The sequence below is a fragment of the Paenibacillus sp. LRG-1 genome (assembly GCF_057220305.1).
In genome coordinates, this window is the sequence record NZ_CM170126.1 from 667823 (window position 1) to 692644 (window position 24822).

19 protein-coding genes are annotated in these 24822 nt (G+C 42.3%); 16 read left to right on the forward strand and 3 right to left on the reverse strand.

Annotated elements, in window-relative coordinates; translation table 11 throughout:
• Position 1 precedes the first annotated feature (1 nt).
• From ACUUJN_RS03020 to ACUUJN_RS03065, 10 genes are all read left to right on the forward strand, one after another.
• On the forward strand, positions 2–670 hold the full coding sequence (locus tag ACUUJN_RS03020; RefSeq protein WP_484669246.1) for a hypothetical protein: 669 nt from the start codon (positions 2–4) through the stop codon (positions 668–670).
• A complete protein-coding gene (locus ACUUJN_RS03025; protein ID WP_484669247.1) occupies positions 657–2081 on the forward strand; it encodes a phage baseplate assembly protein V in 1425 nt (474 codons plus the stop codon). The genes ACUUJN_RS03020 and ACUUJN_RS03025 overlap by 14 nt, the downstream gene beginning before the upstream one ends.
• Before the next feature lie 27 nt (positions 2082–2108).
• On the forward strand, positions 2109–2543 hold the full coding sequence (locus tag ACUUJN_RS03030; RefSeq protein ID WP_068941311.1) for a DUF4280 domain-containing protein: 435 nt from the start codon (positions 2109–2111) through the stop codon (positions 2541–2543).
• Positions 2544–2554: 11 nt separating this feature from the next.
• On the forward strand, positions 2555–5638 hold the full coding sequence (locus tag ACUUJN_RS03035; protein WP_484669248.1) for a phage baseplate assembly protein V: 3084 nt from the start codon (positions 2555–2557) through the stop codon (positions 5636–5638).
• Between the two features lie 23 nt (positions 5639–5661).
• Complete coding sequence (locus ACUUJN_RS03040; protein WP_146032465.1) at positions 5662–6117, forward strand: contact-dependent growth inhibition system immunity protein; 456 nt, start codon at positions 5662–5664, stop codon at positions 6115–6117.
• Between the two features lie 211 nt (positions 6118–6328).
• Positions 6329–6733, forward strand: a complete 405-nt coding sequence (locus ACUUJN_RS03045; protein WP_484669249.1) for a hypothetical protein — start codon at positions 6329–6331, stop codon at positions 6731–6733.
• 11 nt (positions 6734–6744) lie between these two features.
• A complete protein-coding gene (locus ACUUJN_RS03050) occupies positions 6745–7347 on the forward strand; it encodes a pentapeptide repeat-containing protein (RefSeq protein WP_442435213.1) in 603 nt (200 codons plus the stop codon).
• Positions 7348–7852: 505 nt separating this feature from the next.
• Positions 7853–8131, forward strand: a complete 279-nt coding sequence (locus tag ACUUJN_RS03055) for a hypothetical protein (RefSeq protein WP_484669250.1) — start codon at positions 7853–7855, stop codon at positions 8129–8131.
• Between the two features lie 298 nt (positions 8132–8429).
• On the forward strand, positions 8430–9149 hold the full coding sequence (locus tag ACUUJN_RS03060) for a hypothetical protein (RefSeq protein ID WP_484669251.1): 720 nt from the start codon (positions 8430–8432) through the stop codon (positions 9147–9149).
• Between the two features lie 362 nt (positions 9150–9511).
• Positions 9512–9937 (forward strand): MarR family winged helix-turn-helix transcriptional regulator, encoded by a 426-nt coding sequence (locus ACUUJN_RS03065; protein ID WP_025719952.1) that lies wholly within the window; start codon positions 9512–9514, stop codon positions 9935–9937.
• Between the two features lie 266 nt (positions 9938–10203).
• Here ACUUJN_RS03065 and ACUUJN_RS03070 read toward each other — a convergent pair whose 3' ends face one another.
• Both ACUUJN_RS03070 and ACUUJN_RS03075 read right to left on the reverse strand, forming a co-directional pair.
• Positions 10204–11178 carry a bile acid:sodium symporter family protein gene (locus ACUUJN_RS03070; RefSeq protein ID WP_484669252.1) on the reverse strand — a complete coding sequence of 325 codons (975 nt, stop codon included), beginning with the start codon at positions 11176–11178 and terminating at the stop codon, positions 10204–10206.
• Positions 11179–11293: 115 nt separating this feature from the next.
• Positions 11294–12175 carry an AraC family transcriptional regulator gene (locus ACUUJN_RS03075; protein WP_484669253.1) on the reverse strand — a complete coding sequence of 294 codons (882 nt, stop codon included), beginning with the start codon at positions 12173–12175 and terminating at the stop codon, positions 11294–11296.
• Positions 12176–12311: 136 nt separating this feature from the next.
• On the opposite strand from ACUUJN_RS03075, the gene ACUUJN_RS03080 reads away from it, so the two are divergent.
• The 3 genes from ACUUJN_RS03080 to ACUUJN_RS03090 are packed head-to-tail and all read left to right on the forward strand — an operon-like array spanning position 12312 to position 19326.
• A complete protein-coding gene (locus ACUUJN_RS03080) occupies positions 12312–15668 on the forward strand; it encodes a DUF5107 domain-containing protein (protein WP_484669254.1) in 3357 nt (1118 codons plus the stop codon).
• Positions 15661–16947 (forward strand): cellulase-like family protein, encoded by a 1287-nt coding sequence (locus ACUUJN_RS03085; protein ID WP_028541090.1) that lies wholly within the window; start codon positions 15661–15663, stop codon positions 16945–16947. Before ACUUJN_RS03080 ends, ACUUJN_RS03085 begins: the two co-directional genes overlap by 8 nt.
• 21 nt (positions 16948–16968) lie before the next feature.
• Complete coding sequence (locus ACUUJN_RS03090) at positions 16969–19326, forward strand: beta-galactosidase (RefSeq protein WP_341063484.1); 2358 nt, start codon at positions 16969–16971, stop codon at positions 19324–19326.
• A gap of 96 nt (positions 19327–19422) precedes the next feature.
• Here ACUUJN_RS03090 and ACUUJN_RS03095 read toward each other — a convergent pair whose 3' ends face one another.
• Positions 19423–20406, reverse strand: a complete 984-nt coding sequence (locus ACUUJN_RS03095; protein WP_053324578.1) for a glycoside hydrolase family 5 protein — start codon at positions 20404–20406, stop codon at positions 19423–19425.
• A gap of 473 nt (positions 20407–20879) precedes the next feature.
• On the opposite strand from ACUUJN_RS03095, the gene ACUUJN_RS03100 reads away from it, so the two are divergent.
• The 3 genes from ACUUJN_RS03100 (at position 20880) to ACUUJN_RS03110 (ending at position 24796) form a co-directional block, all read left to right on the forward strand.
• A complete protein-coding gene (locus ACUUJN_RS03100; RefSeq protein ID WP_023986876.1) occupies positions 20880–21446 on the forward strand; it encodes a 5' nucleotidase, NT5C type in 567 nt (188 codons plus the stop codon).
• A gap of 121 nt (positions 21447–21567) precedes the next feature.
• Positions 21568–22362 (forward strand): Nif3-like dinuclear metal center hexameric protein, encoded by a 795-nt coding sequence (locus ACUUJN_RS03105; RefSeq protein ID WP_053324579.1) that lies wholly within the window; start codon positions 21568–21570, stop codon positions 22360–22362.
• 79 nt (positions 22363–22441) lie between these two features.
• The gene (locus tag ACUUJN_RS03110; protein ID WP_484669730.1) at positions 22442–24796 is read left to right on the forward strand and encodes a glycoside hydrolase family 2 TIM barrel-domain containing protein; all 2355 of its coding nucleotides are present in this window, start codon (positions 22442–22444) and stop codon (positions 24794–24796) included.
• Positions 24797–24822: the final 26 nt, after the last annotated feature.

Sequence of the window (24822 nt, forward strand, 5' to 3'; positions counted from 1 at the left end):
TGTGGAACATCTGGATAAGAAAATTGTTTCTTTGCTCTATACGGTAACATCAGAAAATGCCGAAAATAATCCATCCTTAACTGAGGATGGAGCTTTAAGTCACGCACACGATAAGGAGCCGTTTGGGCAAACATTACAAACATTCATGCAGCTTGAAGGGGAAAGTCTGGTTTTTGCTCAGCGGTATTTAGTGGATGAACGCATCAGTATAACAATGCCAAAGAGCTTTCGGGATATGCCAATTGATGAGCAGCTATTAAAATATCCTTCTCACCATCGCCCAGATTTTATTTTCACTAATGAGGCAGGCACGATTAACTTAACCTTCAAGCATACCGAAAGCCCGTTGCAAATAGAAGAGTTGGAGGACTTTACGGATGAGATGGCTCAGGTGGTAAAACAAACCCAGAAGTTGACCGAATGGTTTGGCCATGAAGTGTTGGAGGTAGGAGAGAATCGAATAGGATACTGCGAATTCATGACGCCAGTATGGAATGCTCGTATGTATAATTTATCTTTTTTTACAGTATTGGAAGGACGGGCGCTAATGTGTGCGTTTAACTGTACGGAAGAAGAAATAGTGAGCTGGAAGCCCGTTGCCCGCAGTATGCTGCTAACATTGAAAATCGAACCCGAGCGAAAGGAAAGTAACTCTTATGACATTAACTAACATTACATATGATCGGCTGCAAATTACACCATTTGAATTGGTGAGTATTCAGGAATTGCGTATGACCAAGCGGTTGAATGAGCATACCCGGCTCTCTTTTACAGCTATTTTACCTGAAGAATTACAGGACAGTTATGTTCAATTGATCGAAGCCGATTCTCCGGTTTGTGTATCACAATTGGATGAGGCAGGAACACCGACACCGCTATTTAACGGAACGGTACTTCATATGGAAGTCAGAGCTGTCCGAGATGTGTATTACCTGGAGGTCGAGGCTATATCACACACGTATAAACTGGATATTCGCAAAAAAGACAGGTCCTTTCAAGATAAAAATATGAAGGTAGAGGAATTGCTGCGGGCTGTAGGTGGGAATTATCCCGGTTTTGACATTATTGATTCGGCTACAGGGGGAGCAGCTTTAGGTCGCATAGCGGTCCAATGTCGTGAAACAGATTGGGAGTTCCTAAAGCGGATCGCTTCGCGTTATCATACTTCACTCACGCCTGCCTCTGTGTTTGATGTGCCGAAGTGTTATTTTGGTGTTGAGGAGACCCCGTCAGGACTTGATTTAACGAATTATCATTATACCGTCAGTAAACGAGTTGCGGATTATCGTTATTTTAACGGCAATGATACAGCACATGTAAACGAGCATGATTTTATTGATTATCTGGTTGAGGCGGAGCAAGTTTTGGAGTTAGGCAGCACCGTTACCTTTAAAGGTAAAAGCTTGTACGTGTACAAGGTAGATACTCACATGCAAAAGGGTGTACTGCAGCACGTGTATACCTTAACCTCTCACAAGGGGTTGAGGCACAAGGAAGTCTTTAACGAACAGCTTATCGGTCTGTCTTTACCAGGTAAAGTCATTCAGGTAGAGCGAGATCGTATCAAATTACATTTGAATATAGATGCCGTTCAAGACCCTACGAAGGCCCACTGGTTCACGTATGTTTCTCCTTATACTGCGGAAGGACATAGCGGATGGTACGTGATGCCTGAGTTGGGAGATACCGTGCTACTCTATTTCCCCGCCCATCGGGAAGAAGAAGGCATGGCAAGTACATCTTTGCGCCAAAAGAATCAGAGTGTAGAGCAGCATGCTCTTGCTAATCCCGACATCAAATTGTTTCGGACCGCCCACGGCAAGGAAATCAAATTAACTCCCGATGAAATTGTAATCACCAGTAAGGAGGGGGCTGTGTATATTCAGTTAAATGAGAAAGATGGTATTCATATTGTAAGCGACAAACAGATTCATTTCTCCGCAGGAGGAAATATCTCCATTCATTCCGGCAGTAAAGTGAAAATCACGGCAGGGGATGAAATTCAAATGACTAGCAAAGGCAGCACCGTATCGCTGGGCGGAATGACAAATGTTCTGGGCAGTGAAGTAAAGACGAACTAAGAAAGGAATGAAAGGGGGAATAGAAGAATGGCAAATAAGTCTCATTCCGATAAGGAACCTATTCAAGCTGGACGGGGAAGTAAACAAGGATATGTTGTTGCTGGGGCGATCTTAAGCTGCAGCTTTGGTACGCAACCGACACGTCTCAAACGTCCGTTCAGTCACGGGGTATATGTAAAAGATAAAGCGCAAATGAACGTTACAGATTACTTGCCAGGAACCAATATCAGCAATTTCGGTCGTTGCTCCTGTCCAGCTAATCCAGCGGTCAAAAGCAGTGACATGGTGGATATCTACGGGGTGAAAAAAGCGAACTGTGTTCCGGTCATCACCGGACCCTGGATCGGCGGCAAAAGTGATGTGCTTGTGGAGGGAGAACCAGCCTTGCTGGATCAATGCTCGAATGCGTGCCTATACGGGGGAATGATTCGGATTACAGACGATGGCCAGACGCTGGAGTAAGGAGGTACAAGTTGAATCACACACAAACGATGTTAACGTATACGGAGTTGGAATGTACAGGTCCATATCCCCTTCAAACGATAAGCGAACTGCGTATTGAACGAAAATTAAATGACCATGCCCGGTTAAAGATCAGTGGATGGTTAGATGAAGAACAGAGAGATCAATACATAGAACAGGATCAGGATAACGAACCGGTCATTATCCGTACCAAAACAGAGAATGGTCAGCCTGAACGCATTTTGTTCCATGGTTTACTGGTCCATGCAGAAACACGGATGGTGCGTGGCATCTATTATGTGGAGCTTGAAGCCGTTTCTCATACGATTCAGTTGGATATCACACCTGTAACGCGGTCTTATCAGGATACCTTAATGCCCTACGGAAATTTGATCAAGCAAATCATTCAGAAGCACAATCAGGCCGATGTTATTGATAACATAACAGATAGTACTATCTTACATGAATTTACTTTACAATATCGAGAGACGGATTGGGCCTTTCTCAAACGGATGGCTTCCCGGTTTGGAACGGTGTTGATCCCAGAGATCTCATTGAATGGACCTAAATTCTGGTTTGGTATGCCTGAGGGGCAGTACGTTGAGATGAGGCATCCGGTTTACCGTACTCGACGTAGTTTTGATCCGAAAAGGATAGCGGAATTCAGCTATATGATGGAGAGTGAAACGCTTGCCAGGCCCGGAGACCTCACGAATTGGAATGGTGAGCAATGGATGGTGGCAGAAGTCACTTCTGAATTGCGGAAAGGGTTGCTATTACACGAATATGAACTGGTTCACGAACAGGGAATTCAGCAAACAGAGATTTTGTGCCCCCACCTCACAGGAGCTTCATTCGAAGGACGTGTAATAGAAGCCAAATCAGGCCGAATCCGTATTCATCTTACAGTGGATGAAAAACAAGACCGGGATAAGGCGTGGTGGTTTCCGTATGCCAGCAGTTATACCGCCGAAGGACATAGCGGTTGGTACGTCATGCCGGAACGAGGAGATACAGTATCTGTCCGCTTCCCTACAGAGCAGGAGGCGGATGGATATGCGGCAAGTTCCATACGACAAGGGCGAAGCTCGTCCCCCAAGCTCACTGATCCAGCCACCAAGTATTGGGGGACTCCTCATGGCAAGGACATCAAGCTGAGTGCCAGTGAATTGAAGGTGACGGCTAAATCGGAACAGGTTCACATTTCAATGAATGGTTCGGGTATTCAGGTCGTCAGTGAACATGAATTGTCATTGTCGGCAGGTAAGACGCTCTCCTTGCATGCAGACGGGGAGCTGAATATTCAAGCTGCCGAGGCTATTTATTTCAAAGCGGGCAGCAGTAGCTTGGTGTTGGATGGGGAAACGGATATACGGTCCGCTAAAGTACAGCTTGAAGGCACGGTTAAAAGATCGGTTTTTGTTGCTGATTTAGCACCGATTTGGGAACCACCACTAATGTCTATGAAAGCTTATGCGGAGGCGCAGGCGGCAAAAAGTGCAGCAAACAGCAGTACAGGGGGAAGCTCCAATTCAAGCGTTACATCGAAAGATGGGGGAGCCGTTAAGTCAGCCGTAAACACTCCAAATTCACCGAAGGCTAGTCTACTCGATGGCGTATTGGGATTAGCCCAGAAAGTATGTGATGTGGCTGCGTCTATTCCTGTATTGGGTGCCATACCGAAAGCAGCAAGTCAAAAAATAGCTTCGATTCGTTCCGAAGTGGCTTCCTCTGGACCGTCATCCATAGTTAAATATGCGGCAGCAGGATTGTCCATGATTGCCAGCGTCCCTTCCCATGGTTGGGGAGTGGTGTTGGGGAAGACGGCCAAGGTTGCTGCTCAAACCTTACATGCACACGCGGAGGAACAGAGGGCCCGTGAACGGCATGCGACGATGGATTTTCTCGGCAAGGTATGGACGAGTGCCAGAGGGTATGGAAAAGTACAATCCATACATGACTTCATCAACTATGTAAAGGGAGTCAATCAAGCTTCAGTACAAGCCTATAGCGATATTCCTTCTGATATACGGGAACGATGGTATCAAAGAAATATGGATCAACAGTTTGAAAATGCGCTGGATGCTTATTATAATAATCAAGATCTCTCCACAGATATAGTCGCATTAATGGAACATCAGCGGCAGACGGACAACCATTTTCGATATAGTGACAGAGCTTTGATGAGCTCCAAGTATCGGGATGATATGAAAGGATATACGACGGAACAGAAGAAATATCTAATTGATTTTCTGAATTCAATTGACGATTATAGAAAAGAGTATGGGCCGTATAGGGAAAGTCCTTTTATGAAAGACCTGGATGAGACTGAGCGGATTGTGCTCAATGAAATCAAAAACTCTGCTTATGAGAGTGTAGAAGCGACATGGGAACGAATACGTAATTTTCCTAATCTAGATATCCGTCAAATGGTGGCCGATAACTTCCAAGCAAAGCAAGACGTAGCAGATAACATCGTTAATGTCATAACGGATCCAGATGCTGCTTATGAAAAAACGATAAACAGATCCAAACAAGAAAATGCCCATTTGTTAGTAGATACAGCATTTGCGTTTATTGTTGGAATGAAAGGAAAGAAGCATTCTAAAGATGACGGTGCTTCACCAGGAGGATCGCATAATGATCATTCTTCTGAGGAGACGAATAATGGTGGTTCGGGCGGTAGTAGGACTAGAATAATTTCAAGTGCTGATGATTTATCAGACGGGGCAAGATCAAAAATAACGACTAGCCAACAAGCTACTTTAAATCTACACGACAGGGTCTATACTCATGTAACACCAGATGATTTATTAGGAGCTGAAAAGGAATTAAAGGGAATACCGCTCTTAAGAGAGGATGGTTCACTAGTATTGAGGGAAGATGGATTGCCATTTAACCATATGCAAGAAGTTTCAGACTCATATAGAGGATTGGAAAAGCTTAAAAAAAGCTATGAAGGAACTCTTAAAAATCCTAATTTAGATAGTGAATTGAGACAATTGTATACTAGTAAAATTAATGAGGTAAATGCTTCTATGAATAAAATAGAAGATATTTTTGCTCCATTTGGAGGAATATTACCTCCAAAATAATTATCAATAAGGCGGTGTTGAATGTGTTTGATAGAACTAAAAAACTTAGTTTGTTTATAACTAAAGAAGCATATGAAGAAGCAGTCCAAAATGCAATAGATAATCCTAATAGTCCTTTAGTCAAATGGTATCTAGATATTCTTGATAAAACGCTTGAAAACTTAGAAAATTTTGATCTTATACGATGTATAAGACAAAATATTTTTGTGGAAATGGTCGTTTTTGAAATTATTCAAAGGATTTTAAAGGATAATAACCCTTTTTTTGCAGAGATTGATACAGTAGAATTAACGGAAAAGTTATCATCTGTTGATCATAAAATCTTAGAAGCAAATAAAGAATCTTTAATTAAAATAATTAGTTTAATCATAGACAATGATCTAATTAATAAATCAGACATTTGGTTATACGAAGATGAGAAGGATGAGTATAGGACATATATAAATAAAATTAATAGAAAATTAAAAGTGGGCTATTGATAGTTTTTTGAACTGAATAATAGTTTCGGTAGGTATTGGCACAGACCGAATACAAGGCGGTGAGCCAAGCTTGGATTATAAAATGGGTGGTAACTGGTAAATAGTTGCCACCTTCTTTATGTCTATGTTTAAGATTACAACTTAGGGTACGGGAAAAGATAATCTTTACGATAAGGACGGTAAGTATAACGGAGGAAGAAATCAAGAAGAATTGGATGATTTAGCTCGAGATCCAGCAAGTAATGGGAAAATAGAACCTAAAAATATAAGGGAAAGGGAAGCTGGACTAGTAGTAGAAGAAAGAGGTGAATTAGGAAAGCTAGTACGTGATCCTCAAGCAGAAAATGGAGCAGAGTTTATTGATACTTCTTCAGGTTTAAAGTGGGACGTGAAAAGTTTTGAATCATACCCAAGTGGTGACAATGGAGTTCCTATAACAAATCCCAAAAAGGGTGCCTTTACTATCCAACAAGGTATGAAGAAGCTACAAAAAGAATTTGATAATGGGAACAACGTAATTATTGACATGAGAAAAATGGAGCCTGAGCATGTTGAACAACTGAAGAAAGCAATTGATGAAGCAGGAGTAACAGATAAAATAATATGGTATCCTTAAGGGGTGGGGAAATGGAAGGAAATCTTAGTAGGAAGTTTGAATTGCATAAAAAGTGGATTGATACAATTGGTAGAGAAGGTGAAATGTTAAGGTTAGATGGAGTGGATTTAAGAGGGTTTGATTTATCCGATAAATTGGTTGAACAAGCATATTTGATAGAATGTACTTTCGATGATCTTAAATTGGAAAACATCGATTTTCACACATCATTATTATGCTCATCGACTTTTAAAAATGCGTATTTAGATAAATCCGATTTTTATAAATCAGATCTTAGATATACAGATTTTTCTAACTGTGTCATTAAAAACTCAAGATTTAGTAAAGGTGATTGTTGGGAAGCGGTATTTAAAAATGCAATTTTAGTAAATTGTAATTTGATTAATGTACTTTTCTACCTCACTGATTTTAGTAACGCAAGACTAGAAAATGTAGATATAAGTGTAGCGACATTTGAAGAAACATTATTAAGCGGAGTAATATTGAAAAATATTAAAGGTATAGAAGAAGCTCATATTAAAAGTATTAATATTGGTACGTTGGAGAAACCTATTTTGTTGAAGTCAGAAGAAGCAAAGAAATGGATGTTAGAAAAATGTGAAGTAAGTGGTTAAGCGGATTGGCTACTAGTGCCGAATGAACCCATCATTTAACCAATAACACATCTAACCCATGTAATACCCGTATAAAGATTTCTCCATTTCTGTTGTACGCACATCAAATGCTTTAATTTTATAACCTAAATATCACTATTCCGTTACATCAAACAGGTTGATTATGGTCAGATACCACCATAATCAACCTGTTTTTTGTTATAGTCGCTTTCCCACAGTTTTTTGAAATCAATCGCAACTGTAAAATACGCCACGGCGATAGGGAAGATGAGATATATCGCATTTTCTAGGATGGATAGCACGACAATTAATAATAAGAGAGACTGTATTGAAAACATTTTTTGTTTTTCAGCAACAGAATGGCATGTTATTGCGATTGTTACTGTGAAGAAAAAACCTCTGGTGACGACCAGTTAACATATAACAGGCAGGGAACGTATAAGGCTAGCCACCTTCCCTCTAATTAAGCCTGAAATTCATGAAAAAAATCGCGAGGGTACGGCATATGAAAGGAGTAACGGTATCCATCGACCGTATTGTCATTGACTTTACAGACGTGTACTGGGACTTCTTCAATGAGTTCTATAAACGAATCTGTCACTACTACGGGGTCAATATGACGGTGGGGGGACGAGGATTTCAATATCGAATCAGAATCAATACAGGAGAACACTTCCTGCATATCTCCTACAAGTTGGTCTTTGCTCGGAAAACTCGAAAGAGCACGTTCGGGATAGAACCCTATCCGAAGTCGCTTGTTTACTTCCGTCATTGGCTAGAATAAATCCGAGAATATGCCAATCAAGTCTTGTTTGTGCGATGTGATGTAGCTTTTGATTTCGCCGTTCCTATAAATGACCTGTTCCGATGTCTACTATTGTAGAATTGCTTTTTTATTGCCAGTAATCTAAAGTCGTGTAAAAAGTTGAATTAAGTAACACTAACAATAGAAGGGGAGAAAGTCTGGTGGACGAGAAAGTTAAATATATTAATGAGCTGTTCAAATATCTAACACAAAATAATGATACAAAAGAATATCAACGTTTTTTGCTCTATTAAAAAATATAAAATATAATCCTAGCTTGCTAGAGTATTATGGAAAAGAATTTGTTGAACATATGATAGACCTTCTCCCGCATATAGAAGATAAGTATGATCAAGCTTCACTAATAGAAACGATCATTGAATGTTTGGATATTTACACATTTAGTGAAAACTACCTCAATAAAATTTTTGGTAAATATATATTATGTATAGCTGAAAAAGCTGTTAAGGTGAAAGGGATGTCAGCTTGTTTAATAGGATTTATACAAGCGGGGATTAGTGAAAAAGAAATAATTAAGAAGTTGGAGGAGAATTTAGAGAAAGAACACTTTATAAGTGTTCTTTCAAGAATGTACATCAATTATCTTGCTGATTCTGTAGAAGACAAATCTTACTTAATGAAGGAAGTACAAGAAGCCTATTATATAAGCCAGCGTTCTGGAATCGTCGCTCAATTTTTATTATTAGTGCATCCACACGTTCGGAAATATGCGGGAATAAGTCAGATCACTTTCTTATATGATTCATACAGAGGTGTGTATGAGGATTGCTGGCCAAGAGGGTTACTTCCTAATATGAAAGACACGCTTATTAAGTCAAAGGTGTTGTCATCAAAGGAAGTAAGTATTTTAGAAAAGTTGGATAGGTTAATCAACATACAAGGAGAAGAATTAGACTCGATGGAAGTCAGAAAATTGTATGAAGATTTTTTCGAAGGTAAAGATCCACTTGAAGTAATCTTTACTTTGCCAATGTAGGAAATTATGTAAAATGATTTCACCTAACCACTTGATAATATGTTCCTGTGGTTAAGCGGAGTTAGCCCACCTTATTTAGAAGATGTTGGTTTTGTAGTACATACCAATTTCGAGTGAACCCAACCATACGACCAATAACACATATAAACCATGTAATATCCGTGGACGATAGTTAAGGTGGATTACTGTCAATAAGTGGACGCTCTGAAACGAGAATCATTATGCTGCATTTGCATACTGGTTCGGTGACGACGGATTGTAATATTTAAAATATTGTAGGAGTTTTGACCATTCCATTTAAGCTTGATACAATAGGATAAACTAAGTGGAGATACTTCAATATAGAATGGTGTGGTCTAAACTTGCAACATGAAAACGAACTTTTGGATGTATGGTTGTCTTTGTCTCACATCCATTCCACTTTAAATGATAAGTTAGAACAAGCTCTGCTACAAAATTATGATTTATCCTTGAAGGAGTTTTACGTTTTGGGTTTTATATCGAATTCCGAGGAAAAAAAATTACGACTGCAGCAACTTCAAGAATTGGTGGGATTAAGTCAAAGTGCGACATCGAGACTCGTAGTGAGAATGGAAGCCAAAAACTGCGGGGCTTTACAAAGACATACATGCGAGGATGATCGGCGAGGTGTGTATACTCGGATTACGGAATTAGGTGAAAATAAATTCCAGCGTGCACTTCAAACCTTTAATCAGGTGTTACAATCAGAACTTCAGAAAGATGGAGTGAAGTCACAATTTCAAAATCTTACGCAAAAGCTATTTTAGACTTTGCAACCTGTGTATATCGTTCTTAGTTTCCTTAGGGTAATATGTGGCTTGAACGTTGTGCCACGAAAGGCTCTTTACAGGGGCTTAGTTTATTACCCTAGACGATTCAATAGAAATGTTATGATTGGAAAGTGAACATTTACATGATTGTGCATGCATGTTTTAATTAAGCTCCCAACCATGTGCGCATAGAAACGCCCTTCCGAAACTCCTCCTCATAAGGAGGAGTTTTATCGTCTGGAACCGCCGCCAGCCCCCTTTGCTTAAGAAACTGAGGCCGTATTGCGCTTTTCCTTGGCGTTGCCGCGGTCGCGACGACTTAGCAGAAATCCGACCAGAGATGCCGTGGATTGCTGGAAAATCATCCCGAGTACAACAGGCAGTGCTACCGGGGCCGGGAAATAGGTGATGGCCAGCACAGCTCCCGCGCTAATATTACGCATGCCGCCGTTAAAGACAAGCGCCGTACGGTCTGCATTATTCCACCGCATCAGCCCTGATATCAGATAACCGATCGCATATCCAGTGGAAGCAAGGACGACTATGGATAGGCATACTCCAACAAGCTTGAGATTAAAATCGACCAGATAAGGCGCGATGACAGATCCGTTAATCATGACGACAAGAGCCATAGCCAGCTTGGAGAATGGGCTCAGCCGAGGCCCCCATACCTGCTTGATCTTCCCTTTAGTCCATTCGTTCAATACCATGCCGATTAGCGAAGGAACGACAATCATCCAGAACAGACTCTGCATCATCGCCCAGGTATCGAGATGCACATCCGCTCCGATCAGCAGGGACATGATGCCCGGCACGGCGAATGGGGCCAAAATCGTATCAATTAGAATGATCGCCAATGTCAGCGCCGTGTTGCCTTTATAGATGTTGACCCACACGAAGCTGGAAATACCTGTAGGGATAGCTGCACCAAGAATAAGTCCAGTGATCGTATAAGGATCATTACTGAAGGCCAGATGCCCCAGCATCATGGCGAGAAGCGGCATGGCCAGGTGAAGAATAAACAGACAGGCGATGAGCGGACCAGGATGCTTTATCACATGGACAAAATCCTTAAACCCCATACTGATACTGCCCGCGAAGGTCATGAATGCAAACAGCCAGGGAGAGAGTTCGGTATATTGTGACAACGGCGTACCGATCAGGACGCCAATTAGAATACTGATTGGTGTAATTAGCGGCATAGCTGCATTTAGTCTTCGATTCAACGTGAGGAGCATACAAAACTTCCTTTTTTAACCTTAAGTATAGACCTTGCACCCCTGATTCGTAAATGATCTGTGACCTTGCGGTAGCCCGATAGAAGCAAATTTGAACGCTCCTGATGAACATAGATCAACCCTTCAAATTATTTCGATACTCCAAAGGAGAGCAACCCATTATTTTTTTGAATAGCCTGGAGAAGTAGTAAGGGTCCCTAAAACCGAGTTGTATGCTAATTTCTTTAATAGAAGCATTCGTCAAATCCAAAAGCTGATTGGCCCTCTGTATCTTCATTCTTAAATAGTAATCGACAGGAGAGTAGCCGGTGGATTGTTTGAATATCAAGTTCAGATGCTGCTTGGATACCTGAACATGCCGACTAAGCTCCTCAAGCGAAAGGGTGGATTCCAATTGTTCACTCATATAGCGTGTTGCCTTATCCACATGACTCTGGTACGTACTGTCTTCCTTGCGAAATGCAACGGATACAACAAAAATCAGCAGATAACGGACAGTTTGCGATACTTGAACTAAATGTATGATGGAGTATGGTTTGTTCAGTAAAAGGTCGTAACACTGATGAAATAGCTCCAGTAGTTTGACTTCATCACTGGCGGCCATCGAAATATACGTTTTAAAAGGCTCGAATAATGCCATAAAATCATCAGCTTGGTCCCCTTTAAGATGAAACCAGTAAATCGTCCAAGGATCTCCATCGTCAGCCCCATAAGCATGTGGCATGTCCCTGGGAATGTACGCAAAGCTTCGCTCCGTCATGTCAATCGTTAGGCCATCCTTTGTTCGTATCCAACCTTTTCCGCTGGCACAGTAGATGAATATATGAGAGTCACATCCGTGCATTCTTTCACGAAAATGATGGCGGGCATGGCTGAAGCAGCCTATGTCCGTAATATATAGATTTTTTGTAAGCGGATTCATATTTAATTTATCCAGCATATAGGGTGGAAGGACATATAACTTTTCACCCTCAAATCCATCAGCTTTCTTATTCATAATCTATCCATCTCCTAGCCTTAGGCGGCTCTAATGATGAAATACGTATATAATCCATCATAAACAGTGGATTGTCAATTGTCTGTAATGTCGCTTACTTGTAAGCTCTGAATATAAGAGCAACTATGAGGGAGTGATGGAATTGAGCATCTTCGACGCTAAGGCACGCGTGTGGGAGGAAACCGTGCAGATCCCCACATATGGAATTGGCAAACCCGACAAAAATCCAATGTTTCTGGAGAAACGTGTCTACCAGGGAAGTTCTGGTCGAGTGTACCCGCATCCGGTAATTGATAAAATTGAGGATGAGAAGAAACTTGAAAATTACCAAATTGTTTTTCTGGAAAATAAATACTTGCGCATTGAGATCATGCCAGAGCTGGGAGGCCGCATTTATCGTGCGGTCGACAAGACCAACGGTTACGATTTTGTTTATTATAACAGGGTCATCAAACCAGCGCTTGTGGGCTTATTGGGGCCGTGGATATCTGGAGGCATTGAGTTCAACTGGCCTCAGCATCACCGTCCCAACACTTACGGACCCGTTGAATACAAGTTGGAAGAACATGAGGACGGAAGCGCAACGGTATGGGTGAGCGAAATTGATCGTATGTTCGGCACGAAAGTAACAGCTGGATTTACACTCCAACCGGATAAAGCATACCTTAAAGTTGGGGCCCAGCTATACAACCGGACTGCCGAGCCTCAAACGTTTCTATGGTGGGCCAATCCAGCCGTTGCGGTACATGAGCACACACAATCTGTTTTTCCTCCAGACGTATCAGCCGTGTTCGACCATGGAAAGCGAGATGTATCCCGTTTCCCGATCGCTACAGGCACTTATTATAAAATGGATTATTCTGAAGGCGTAGATATCTCCCGATACAAAAATATTCCTGTCCCCACTTCATATATGGCCTATAAATCGGATTACAATTTCATAGGTGGTTACGACCATATGAAACAAGCCGGGCTTTTGCATGTGGCTAACCATCACATCTCTCCCGGAAAAAAGCAATGGACATGGGGAAATGGCGAATTCGGCCAAGCATGGGGCCGGAATCTAACAGACGAAGACGGCCCCTACATCGAGTTGATGACGGGGGTATTTACCGATAACCAACCAGATTTCACTTGGCTTCAGCCGTATGAAGAAAAATCGTTCTCGCAGTATTTTATGCCTTACAAACATATTGGTATGGTCAAAAACGCTTCAATTGACGCAGCCGTTAATTTGGAATTAAATCGCAGCGAAGGGACAGCACAGATTGGAGTCTATGTAACTTCGTCATTTCGTGACGCTGTTGTGGAATTAAGTAGTCAGCGGAAAGTTTATATCCAAGAAACCTTAGATCTGACACCTAATAAGGCCTTTATGCAGAAGACAGTTATTTTGGCTGAGGATGAGGATTATGAACTATGCTTAACCGTCAAAGACGCGACCGGAAGGGAGTTGATTAGCTATCAACCGAAGAAAAAGGAAGTTGAACAGATGCCGGCTGCTGCCGCCCCCCTGCCAGAACCGGAGGAATTAAGAACGAACGAAGAATTGTATTTAGCAGGACAACACTTGGAGCAATACCGTCATGCTACCTTTGAACCCGAGGCGTATTATCTTGAAGGCCTGAAAAGAGATAAAAATGATAGCCGCATAAATGTGGCATATGGTACGTTGCTTCTTCGTAGAGGATTGTATTCAGAAAGTGAAGAGTGCTTTCGTAAAGCTATCTCGCGGGTAACCTGGCGTAACTCTAATCCCTATGATGGTGAGGCCTACTACCAGCTTGGTTTGTCGCTAAAACACCAAGAGCGGATGGATGAGGCGTTTGCTGCATTTTATAAATCAGTATGGAGTGCGGCATGGCAAGACAGCGGGTACTTCTCACTGGCACAGATTGCGACAGAAAAAGGGAACTATGAAGAAGCGTTGGAACTCGTGGAGCGCTCGATAATCCGAAATGCTCGCAACTACAAAGCACGCAACCTGAAGTCGGCTATTCTTCGTAAGCTTGGCAGCTACGAAGCGGCAATAGCCTATTCCAAGGAAACAATTAAGCTCGATATCGCCGATTTTGGAGCTTACCGTGAGCAAGCATTATCATTAGAGGCTCTCGGGTTACGAGATGATGCTAAAACGGTCTTCGAAGAGCTGCAAAAATGGATGCGTGGAGATGTGCATAATTATATAGCGGTAGCATCGGACTATGCGGCGGCGGGACTCTATGAGGATGCAGCATGTGTGCTGGAAGAAGCTCCAGAGCAGGCGAAAACATACCCTATGCTGTATTACGTTCAGGCCTTCTGCTATGCTAAAATCGGCAAGCATGAGCAGGCGAATAATGCTCTCGCGCAGGCCGCAGTTGCAGTTCCAGACTACTGCTTTCCTAACAGTCTGTTTGAGTTGGATGTGTTACAATTTGCAATTCGAACGAGACCGGGGGATGGAAAGGCGCATTATTACTTAGGTAATTTACTCTATGATAAGAAACGGCATTGGGATGCCATTTCCAGCTGGGAAACGTCTCGTTCCATTGACGATACTTACCCCGTTGTTCACCGTAATCTTGCTCTTGGATATTTTAACAAACAAGGCCAAGTAAAGAAGGCTCGCCATTCGTTAGAGCAGGCCTTTGCGTGCAATACTTCAGACGCACGTGTTCTTTATGAGCTTGACCAGCTGTATAAGAAGCAGAACATCAAGCCCAACGACAGATTGAACCTAATGGAGAGTTATCTGGGAATCATAAAGCTTCGCGATGATCTGTTTTTGGAATATGTAACCGTTCACAATACGATGAAGCAGCATAAAATAGCGTTGTCCTTGCTGACAGGGAGAATATTTCATCCATGGGAGGGTGGAGAGGGGAAGGTAACTGGACAGTATAGGCTTGCCAAGGTAGAGCTTGCGAAGTCCGACCTGAGGTATGGGCAGATTGAGCAGGCTGTAAAAGGGCTGCGGGAGGCTTTAGTGTATCCAGAGAATCTTGGCGAAGGTAAGCTAGAGGGTTCCCAAGATAACGATATCTACTATTATTTGGGCTGTGCGTATGAGCTATTGAAATTAACAGATGAGGCAAGGCAGGCTTTTTCCACGGCCTCTCAAGGACAGGGGGAACCCATTAACGCCATGTATTATAACGATCAACAGCCGGATATGATATTTTACCAAGGATTGGCCTGGCAGAAACTTGGTTATGCGAAGGAAGGCAATCGTCGATTCAACAAGCTCATTGATTACGCCGAAAGGCACTTGTTCGAACCCGTGAAAATGGATTATTTTGCGGTTTCGTTACCCGACTTTCTCATCTTTGAAGATGACCTGAATAATCGTAATCAGGTTCATTGTACTTATATGAAAGCACTTGGTTTGCTTGGATTAGGACGACAGGACGAAGCTATCTTGCATTTTGAATCGGTGCTTAAGCTGGAAGCTAACCATCAAGGAGCATTGAACCATATGGACTGGAGCTGGGAGGGGAAATCAAATGAGTAATCTCATGAGAAATGTACCGCGCAAATTGACGATCACCATGTGGGACTTTTCTTGGTATACAATGACGCAAGAAGGTGAGCCCTACAGCGATCTTGAAGCCCGTTTTAAAGAAGCGGTCGAAAGAGGGTACAATACGATCCGAATATGTGCTATGCCATTCATGTTGTTTACAGCGGATGGCAAACGTCCTGGACCCTTGGAGTTTGCTAACCTTGGGGAAGTAGGTCAGCGTACGCGTTGGTATAACTGTCGTGGCGGCGCAGTGCTGGACGGGCATGCTCATTTACTTGAACTGTTTAAACAAGCAAAGGCTCATAACTGTTACATTATGTTATCCTCTTGGGAATATCAGCAGAGTCCCAGCTTTCTGGCTCATGCTGAGCTTAGAGATGAATTAGCTGCAATACCTCCTAAGGAGAGATTCATGGCCATTGCAAAATCAATGGATCAGTTGATCCGTTTCGTCACAGCAGAAGGCTATAGGAACCAGATCATCTATACAGAGTTGCATAACGAAGTGGAATTTGGGCAGTTAAACGCTGTTGGGACGTCTGAAGGCATAGCCGAAACGAATGTACCAGCGCTTATTGAAGCCATGCAGCCCTATGTAGAAGAAGCGATTGAATATCTTCGCCAATGTCATCCCGATATTATGATGACGGCAAGCTATACGTTAAATGAAGCCTACCCTAAAGCTTACGTCGCGCGCAATATGCAGGTTGCCCATTTTCATCTTTATATTAAAGGGGTGCTCAATGAGCTTATGGAAGCGGCAGGGCTTTATGATGAGTTGGCGCCGTTCCCCAATCCATTCGTACAATCCCTATTAAGAGAAGATGCTCCTCCATTTGCAAAGTGGACCCTGCCTCCGGAGCAGAATTGGCGGATGGAAGGCAATCCAGTCGGCATGAGGCTTATTTATTTACACGACTGGGTAGATCCCGACCAATGGGATTTATTTTTGTACGATCGGTATGGAGACCATAAAATTGCCATGTTGCAGAAGGCCGACACCCGTTTAGAAGAAATTCATGAATGGACTCGTCATTCCGGTATTCCAATAGTCATAGGAGAAGGTTATGTAGGCTACACGCCGCTGTATGCCCAATTTGAAGAAGGCCCAGTCGGCAAATTTATCGCTGAATATGTGTTGCGAAAAGGAATGGCACTTGGGTTCTGGGGAATGACCCTCTGCTCTAACTGTGCTCCCCATCATCCATTCTGGAATGATATCGCTTGGCAGCGCAAATGGAATCAATTTATCTTGAATTCAGATTAACGAGTGAGGGGAGTGAACTCCATGAGAAACTATCGGGTTACAGTCAAAGACGATCAAAAGCATATTGTTAAAGGACATATCAAACTTGGCGGCACCAATCCCAAAGGAGAGAAAATCGGATTCACCAACTATTTTATGGAGAAGGATGGAGAGCCCTTTTTCGGTATTTGTGGTGAATTCCATTATGCCCGTTATGATGAACGCTATTGGGAAGACGAAATTATTAAAATAAAAATGGGCGGCGTAAACATCATTGCCACTTATATTTTTTGGAACCTACATGAAGAAGTTGAAGGTATTTTTGATTGGAGTGGGAACAAAAATCTTCGTCGTTTCATCGAGTTGTGCGGCAAGCATCAGGTATACTCCATGATTCGGATCGGACCCTTTGATCATGGGGAAATTCGAAACGGCGGTATGCCGGATTGGTTATTCGGTCGACCATTTGAGGTTCGTTCTAATGATGAGGGGTATCTGTTCTATACAAGAAGAATGTATAACGAAATCGGTACCCAGGTTAAAGGGTTGTTATATAAGGAGGGGGGGCCAATTATCGGCACCCAAATCGAAAATGAACATAATCATTCATCTGCCCAGTGGGCCTTGACTGTAGGAATTAATGATATGTGGTTAAACAGTGGAAGTGACGGCAACTCGCATATGTTAAAACTTAAAGAAATAGCTCTGGAAGCAGGGATTGATACTCCGATCTATACGTGCACAGGATGGGGAGGAGCGACAACTCCTGTACCTGATATGCTGCCATTATGGGGCGGGTATGCCTATTGGCCATGGATCTACTACGAAGAGGGACGGATGGAGGGGATGAACGAGCATCCTGCGACACCGGAATACATTTTCCGAGACAAGCATAATAACAAGATTCCAAAGAGCTACAATTTTGAGCCTCAATACGCGCCTGAAGACTATCCGTACGCTTGCTGTGAAATGGGTGGCGGCATGGTTCAGTTTTATAAATACCGGTTCGCATTTCCCTACCGTAGTGTTCCAGCGATGACTGTCATGAAGGTTGCAGAAGGCTGTAACCTGATCGGATACTACATGTATCATGGGGGTTCCAATCCTCGAGGTAAGGTTAACCCGTTCACAAATGATCTAGCCACTCCTAAAATATCCTATGATTTCAACGCTATGATCGGCGAATTCGGCCAAGTAAGGGAATCATACCAAAGAACAAAGCTGCAGCATTACTTTTTTTCAACGTTCCAAAAGCAATTCTCACTAACAAAGACAATTCTGCCAGGGGATACGTCCCAGATGGACCCTTATGATGTGGATACGTTACGATATGCAGTGCGATCCAGTGCCGGATCGGGTTACCTGTTTCTAAATAATTTTCAAGACCATGTCGAAAATTACGACCTGTGCGATTTTAATGTGAGTATTGAGCTACCCGAGGAAACAATTGTAATCCCTAGCCAAGGTGAACTGACGTTAGGACGTGATAGTTTTGCCATATTGCCATTTAACTTCAATTTAGATGGAATGAAGCTCAAATATGCTACGGCACAGCTGATAACAAGGATAGAAGAGGATGGAGAAGCATATTATTTTTTCTTTGTACCAGAGGGTATGAAAGGAACGTATGTAATGGAGTCAAAAGATATAATCAGTGCCACAATCGACAAAGGTTCGATAGAGCAATTAGATGGGAACACGATCATTAAGGTTGCTGAAGAGGAGGATAGTCTCATCCATCTGGTATCTGAAAGTGGTCAAAAAGTTGCCATCTACACGATGACTGATGAGCAAAGTCTTACATTTTGGAAGGTAAACATGCAAGGCCGGGACAGAGTCATTTTGACAAATGCCAATCTACTTGTATCTGAGGGCAATCTAAGGCTGGAATCAACGGACCAAGAAATGGTAACCCTGAGTGTATTCCCGGATTTTGACGCCTCATTCACATCGATTTCCGGTGGAGAACTGCTTGAAATAACAGAAAACAATGTATTCAAAACATATCGTTTAAAGGCTCCTAAGAAAGAAATTCATTTCAATTTGAAAAGGATAAATAACGATAAATTTACCCTTGATTTCGAATTAGATGCCTTTCACGGAATCAAGGAAGCTCTGCTGCGTATCCATTATACTGGAGATATCGGTTATGCTTTTATTGATGGCGAACTGATCAACGATAATTTCTGCAACCATACGACCTGGGAAATAGGTTTGAAAGCATTTGAGCATCGGCTCATCGAGCAAGGGTTGTACGTATATGTTTCTTCCATTCGAAAAGGTAAGGTTCTCAATAGCAATACGACCATGGCTGGCTGGAAAGAGACGACAAAGGAAAGTATTGTAGATATCGGTTCGGTTAGCCTTGTGCCTGTATATGAAATCAAAATCACCATATAACCCAGAAGGTTACATGGTGATTCCTTTCCAGACTAATTTCACATAAAGTAAGGGGCCAGTGAATACATGAGTATTTTTTATTTTCTTAATGTGTTTTTAGTAGATACCGGCTTTTTTCGATGTTTGTTTGATCCCGTTGCTTCCGTTAACTACAGTTTTTCCCCAATCCGTCAGATTGCCATTAGGTCCTGTTACAAGATCAAGGTAGGAAAGGTTGGAACTATTACCATACCAGGACCAGGCTAACCAGCCTACTCCTTTGGATTGGCCATATCTCATGATTTCTGTCTCGTCGACGTCTGCTCCCTGGTGGTAACCGCCAAATTCACCAATAATCAGAGGAAGTCCTTGATTCAGAACGTTATCAATATTGGTTCGAACAGTTTGAACATCTTTACCCGCGAACTCATACATATGGATGGAGAATACCGTATTCTTCAAAGAATCAGCTGCAAATACAGATTTACCAAAGTCATTGATAGACTGAGGATATTGTCCCCATCCGGCACAATCGACGATGAGCGTATTTTTGATACCTGCGTTTCTCAACTTGGGAATCGCTTGCTTGTATCCATCAGCCCAACCACTTCCATTCCAAGAACCATACCATTCGTTCGCAATGTTTACGATAACCCGGTCTTCCTTGCCGATCAGAGCATCCTTTATGCTAATCCAGTAGTTCACAGCTGCATCCAAAGACGCATAGTCGTCTTTGCCTGTAGCATCATGAACTTCAAGTACAGCAATCATTTTATGGTTGGAGACAAGAGAGATAATATTTTTCACGGAATTAATGTCATCCTTGGTGTACTGGTTTCCGTTAGAAAGGACAATTCGGACGGTATTAGCACCTGTCTGGGCAATTGCCGGGATAGCTGTATAAAGATCATTTTTGTACCATGTGTGAGCATGATTGACGCCTCTCATAACAAATGGCTTGCCTGTAGAATCATACAATTTGGTACCGCTTACATAAAATCCTGAAGCAGCTTCTACCTTGGAGAAAACTCCTCCTAAACCAATCATGATGAGCAAGCCGACCAGTCCAGACAATAATGCTTTTCTTAACAATACCTTCATTTTTATTCCTCCCTAAATATATTATTCAACTTCCTGCTATACAGAGATGAAGTAGGTATGTAAGTGTGTAAATAGCAGTAAGCTAAACACAAATTAATCGTTTTCAATTTGGAGAAAAGTTATTTTTGTTATTCTATCATTTGAGTTTTTGTTATTCAATTGATTTTTTTAGTTATTTTTTGTGTTTTCTAATCATAAACACATAGATTTATTATTTAAGTGTGATTTTCTATGGTTTGATTGTATTTATTGCTTATAATTGTTTGAAATTTAGTTTATTTTAATAAAACTAACCTAACTTTTTTTCTTTAATATATCTGATTTATGTAGATAAACCTAACGTTGTACTTGGCTAATTATCTTGAATAAAGGCGAGATCTAATCGGCCAGCAATACCTAAGCTTCACCGCGATATTAAATTATAGTATGATATTCTTGTGAAAAATTTTACCAGAGTGAATAGGGGCAAGCTGATGAGAAAACCAATCATTGCAGTCGATATGGACGATACCATCTGTCATCTCGTCAAACGAGCCATATACCATAACAATAGTGAATTTCCCACTCATACGCTTCGGTATGAAGAAATGTTAGATTGGAACACCGATCATCTACGTCATCCCAAGAGCACGCATGATGTATTTTATGGGCGACCGGGTTTGTTTGAGGAACTTGAACTGTATGACGAGTATGTTGTAGAAGAGATGGAGAAGCTTTGCAATGCTTTTGATGTCATTATTGTGACAGCGGCAGAACCCAAGACCGTCGTAGAGAAATGGAACTGGCTTCAAAGACATATGCCATTCATTCCGATTGAGAACTTTTTCCCATGTAAACGAAAGAACCTGATTAACTATGATCTCCTGATTGATGATGGTCCTCATAATTTAGTGCCTGCGCTAGAGGAGGGGAAAAAGGTGCTTTGCATTCCTCATCCATGGAATCTGAGAGTAAGAGAGCAATATGAGTTCCCCGTCATGACATCCTGGCAAGGAGCAAAAGAACGAATCGACTCCATTTTAGGAGTTCTGTATAAATAATAGAACCATTCGTAAAACAGCTGGCTCCTTTGGAACTGGCTATTTTGCTAGAAAGAATAGCACTTATGATTGAAATAAAATGGTACAATTGATATGCATTATCCATGAGGAGGGAACGTGTATGACCATGACTATGGGTCAGATTGTGAATCATCTGACCAAGGGAATAAGCATACCCAACACCACCGTAGATCTACTGGACCCAGGATATATAGATACTGAGGTGCAAGGAATTGTAACCGCTTTCTCCGCTTCGCAGTATGTGATAGAACAAGCTATTTCTCTAGGTGCAAATTTTATCATTACGCATGAAGGCATCTTTTATAGTCATCAGAGAATGCATGAATGTTTACTACATGATCCTGTTTTTTTGCAAAAATCTCGCCTCATTGCCGATGCAGGTATAGGCATTTATCGGTTTCATGACGCCATACATCGTTATCAACCGGATGGAGTGATGGTTGGGCTTCTTCAGGCGCTTAGCTGGCACAACTACATTGTGAAACAGCAGCCGACGGCCGCCATTTTGACTATTCCGGCTATGGAGGTTAAGGAGATCGCTGAATATATCAAAGCCAAACTACATATTCGTTATGTACGGGTGGCTGGCGAGGTTTCCATGCCATGTGAACGAGTGGGAATCTCAGTAGGATACAGGGGAGGTGGTGAACTAGCCATTCCATTATTTCTAAATGAAAATGTGGATTTAGTCATTGCCGGTGAGGGCCCAGAATGGGAAACACCAGAATATGTTAAAGATGCTGTCTATCAAGGGCAAAGTAAAGCACTTATCATGCTGGGACATGCTGAAAGTGAAGCACCTGGGATGAAGTATCTCGCAGATGTACTTTCCGCCCAATTTCCAATGCTCCCCGTACACTTTATAGAAGATCGCCCGGTGTATCAAATATTGTAATGAGAACACGTCTTTTGTGATGGTCATCCCGCACTGTTGTTATATCCGTTCATCCACTTTATGAAATGGAGGCAAGATGATGGGAAGCAGAGTGATTATGCCATTCAAAATAGATTGGAAATTTATAGAAGGTAATTATGCAGGTGCTGAGAAAATGGACTATAACGATGAGCATTGGCGGCTCCTTCATGTCCCTCATGATTGGAGCATTGAAAAGTCCTTTGATCCACATATGCTGTATGGTGGCAATCAAGCTTATTTGCCGAGATGGTCTGTCGGATGGTACAGAAAGCATTTTAATGTGAAGCCCTCCTCTCCAAAACAGCGTGTATACATACAATTTGATGGCATTCACAGTAACAGTGAGGTTTGGATCAATGGGCATTTTGTGGGCAAGCGACCCTATGGATATGTTAGCTTTCAATATGATTTGACTCCATATATTCGGTGGGATGAGGAGAATGTGCTTGCCGTCAAAGTGGACAATACGATTCTTTCACCTGACAGATGGTATTCGGGGGCCGGTATTTATCGTAATGTTTGGCTGATTTGTACGGATTATATTCATATAACCGAATGGGGGACTTACATTACCACACCTGAAATTTCGCCAGATGAAGCCAAGGTGACTGCCAGAATCCAGGTCACTAATCATCACGCGCATGCCGTAGAGTGTACGATTATGACTGAAATGCTGGACTCACAGGGACAGATCAAAGGAAAAGTGGAAAACCGAGTAACTCTTTTGGGCTGTGAAACGAGGGAAATAGAGCAAAAAGCGCAAGTTTTAGAGCCAGAACTATGGTCACCGGACAACCCAGTGCTCTACGAAGCCCAGACGACGATCTATTGCGACAATACAGAGGTGGATCGTTATTGTACTCCTTTTGGTATAAGAGAAGTGAAGCTGGACACTCAAAAAGGTTTATTGCTGAATGGGCACAGCTTAAAGCTAAAGGGAGTGTGCATTCACCATGATTTAGGCTGTCTGGGGGCTGCTTACCATGATACAGCCATGAAGAGAAGGCTGCAGAGGCTGAAAGAAATGGGCTGTAACTCGATTCGTTTTGCTCATAACCCGATGGCGCCCGAATTATTAGATTTATGTGATCAGATGGGGTTCTTGGTGGTTGATGAAGCTTTTGACAAATGGAAGTCTCTTTTCTATGAGCATTTATATGATGAGTGGTGGGAAAAAGATCTGGAAGCAATGTTGCTCAGAGACAGGAACCATCCCAGTGTTTTCATGTGGAGCGTTGGGAATGAAGTGGAGAATCAAGGTCAGCCATCCATGCTCAAAATGTTGGAGCAACTTGTGGGTTTCTGCCATGAAAAAGACCCGACTCGACCAGTTACATGTGCACTTGAGCCGCATAATACACCAATCAGCTTGCGTGAGGGTTCGATTGAGGCCAAAGTGGAGCATACCAAACAGCTGGCACAACGAGTGGATGTTCTGGGGGTAAACTATCAGGAGCAGTGGTATGAGCACTATAGAGCGGCCATGCCGGATACGCTTATCCTTGGAACAGAAACATTCCCATACTATCGGGGTAAGGATAACCGGGTTAAAGGTTATTTGCCTATGAATCCCTGGTTTGATGTCGCTAATCATGATTATGTGATCGGTCAATTTGTTTGGAGTGGAATTGACTATTTGGGAGAAACGAGCTATCCCTCCAAAGGGTGGTCTTCGGGTCTGATTGATACTTGCGGATTCCGCAAACCAGTATCTTATCTCCAACAAAGTTTATGGTCTGATCAGCCTATTGTGCACATAGCCGCATTTAACGAACATATGAAATCGGAATTTAATCCGACATGGACGATGCACTGGAAATCTCCGGCTATGGAAGATCACTGGACATTTCCTGAATACGGTGGAAAATTGATACGGTTGGTTACTTTCACTAATTGTGAGAGTGTGGAATTGATCGTGAATGATGAATCATACGGTGAGAGGAAGCTAGTGGATTACCCTAATCATTTAATCCTATGGGAGCTTCCCTATACACCGGGCAAAATCCGGGCTGTGGGTCGCAATGGAAACGAGAAGGTTTGTGAGCATGAACTGACCACTGCCGGGGCTCCTTATGCTCTAAAGTTGGAGGCCGATCGGACGGTTCTACCTGCTGATGGGCATGAGATATCTCATGTGGAAGTAACGGTCATAGACCCAAACGGGATCATCGTACCTAACCAGGATTTTGATGTAATCTTTAAACTGCAGGGAGATGGTCGTATCCTTGGAATAGACAATGGTGATCTCACCAGCGATGAATCCTTCAAGGGGAATGAGAGACGAACACACAGGGGAAGGTGTCTCGTTGTTATACAATCCGGTTATGTGGCTGGTGAGTTGTTGCTTCAGGCGTCAGCAGATGGAGGGTTGCTGGGAGAAACCAGACTGAAAATAGAAGAAGAGCACAAATGATAATTCAAGGCTGATTCAGTATAGAG

Excerpts from the sequence above, each read along its gene's own strand:
- ACUUJN_RS03025 (WP_484669247.1), top strand. The coding sequence starts at position 657 with ATGACATTAACTAACATTACATATGATCGGCTGCAAATTACACCATTT.
- ACUUJN_RS03030 (WP_068941311.1), top strand. The coding sequence starts at position 2,109 with ATGGCAAATAAGTCTCATTCCGATAAGGAACCTATTCAAGCTGGACGG.
- ACUUJN_RS03050 (WP_442435213.1), top strand. The coding sequence starts at position 6,745 with ATGGAAGGAAATCTTAGTAGGAAGTTTGAATTGCATAAAAAGTGGATT.
- ACUUJN_RS03055 (WP_484669250.1), top strand. The coding sequence starts at position 7,853 with ATGAAAGGAGTAACGGTATCCATCGACCGTATTGTCATTGACTTTACA.
- ACUUJN_RS03070 (WP_484669252.1), bottom strand. The coding sequence starts at position 11,178 with ATGCTCCTCACGTTGAATCGAAGACTAAATGCAGCTATGCCGCTAATT.
- ACUUJN_RS03075 (WP_484669253.1), bottom strand. The coding sequence starts at position 12,175 with ATGAATAAGAAAGCTGATGGATTTGAGGGTGAAAAGTTATATGTCCTT.
- ACUUJN_RS03080 (WP_484669254.1), top strand. The coding sequence starts at position 12,312 with ATGGAATTGAGCATCTTCGACGCTAAGGCACGCGTGTGGGAGGAAACC.
- ACUUJN_RS03085 (WP_028541090.1), top strand. The coding sequence starts at position 15,661 with ATGAGTAATCTCATGAGAAATGTACCGCGCAAATTGACGATCACCATG.
- ACUUJN_RS03090 (WP_341063484.1), top strand. The coding sequence starts at position 16,969 with ATGAGAAACTATCGGGTTACAGTCAAAGACGATCAAAAGCATATTGTT.
- ACUUJN_RS03095 (WP_053324578.1), bottom strand. The coding sequence starts at position 20,406 with ATGAAGGTATTGTTAAGAAAAGCATTATTGTCTGGACTGGTCGGCTTG.
- ACUUJN_RS03100 (WP_023986876.1), top strand. The coding sequence starts at position 20,880 with ATGAGAAAACCAATCATTGCAGTCGATATGGACGATACCATCTGTCAT.
- ACUUJN_RS03105 (WP_053324579.1), top strand. The coding sequence starts at position 21,568 with ATGACCATGACTATGGGTCAGATTGTGAATCATCTGACCAAGGGAATA.
- ACUUJN_RS03110 (WP_484669730.1), top strand. The coding sequence starts at position 22,442 with ATGGGAAGCAGAGTGATTATGCCATTCAAAATAGATTGGAAATTTATA.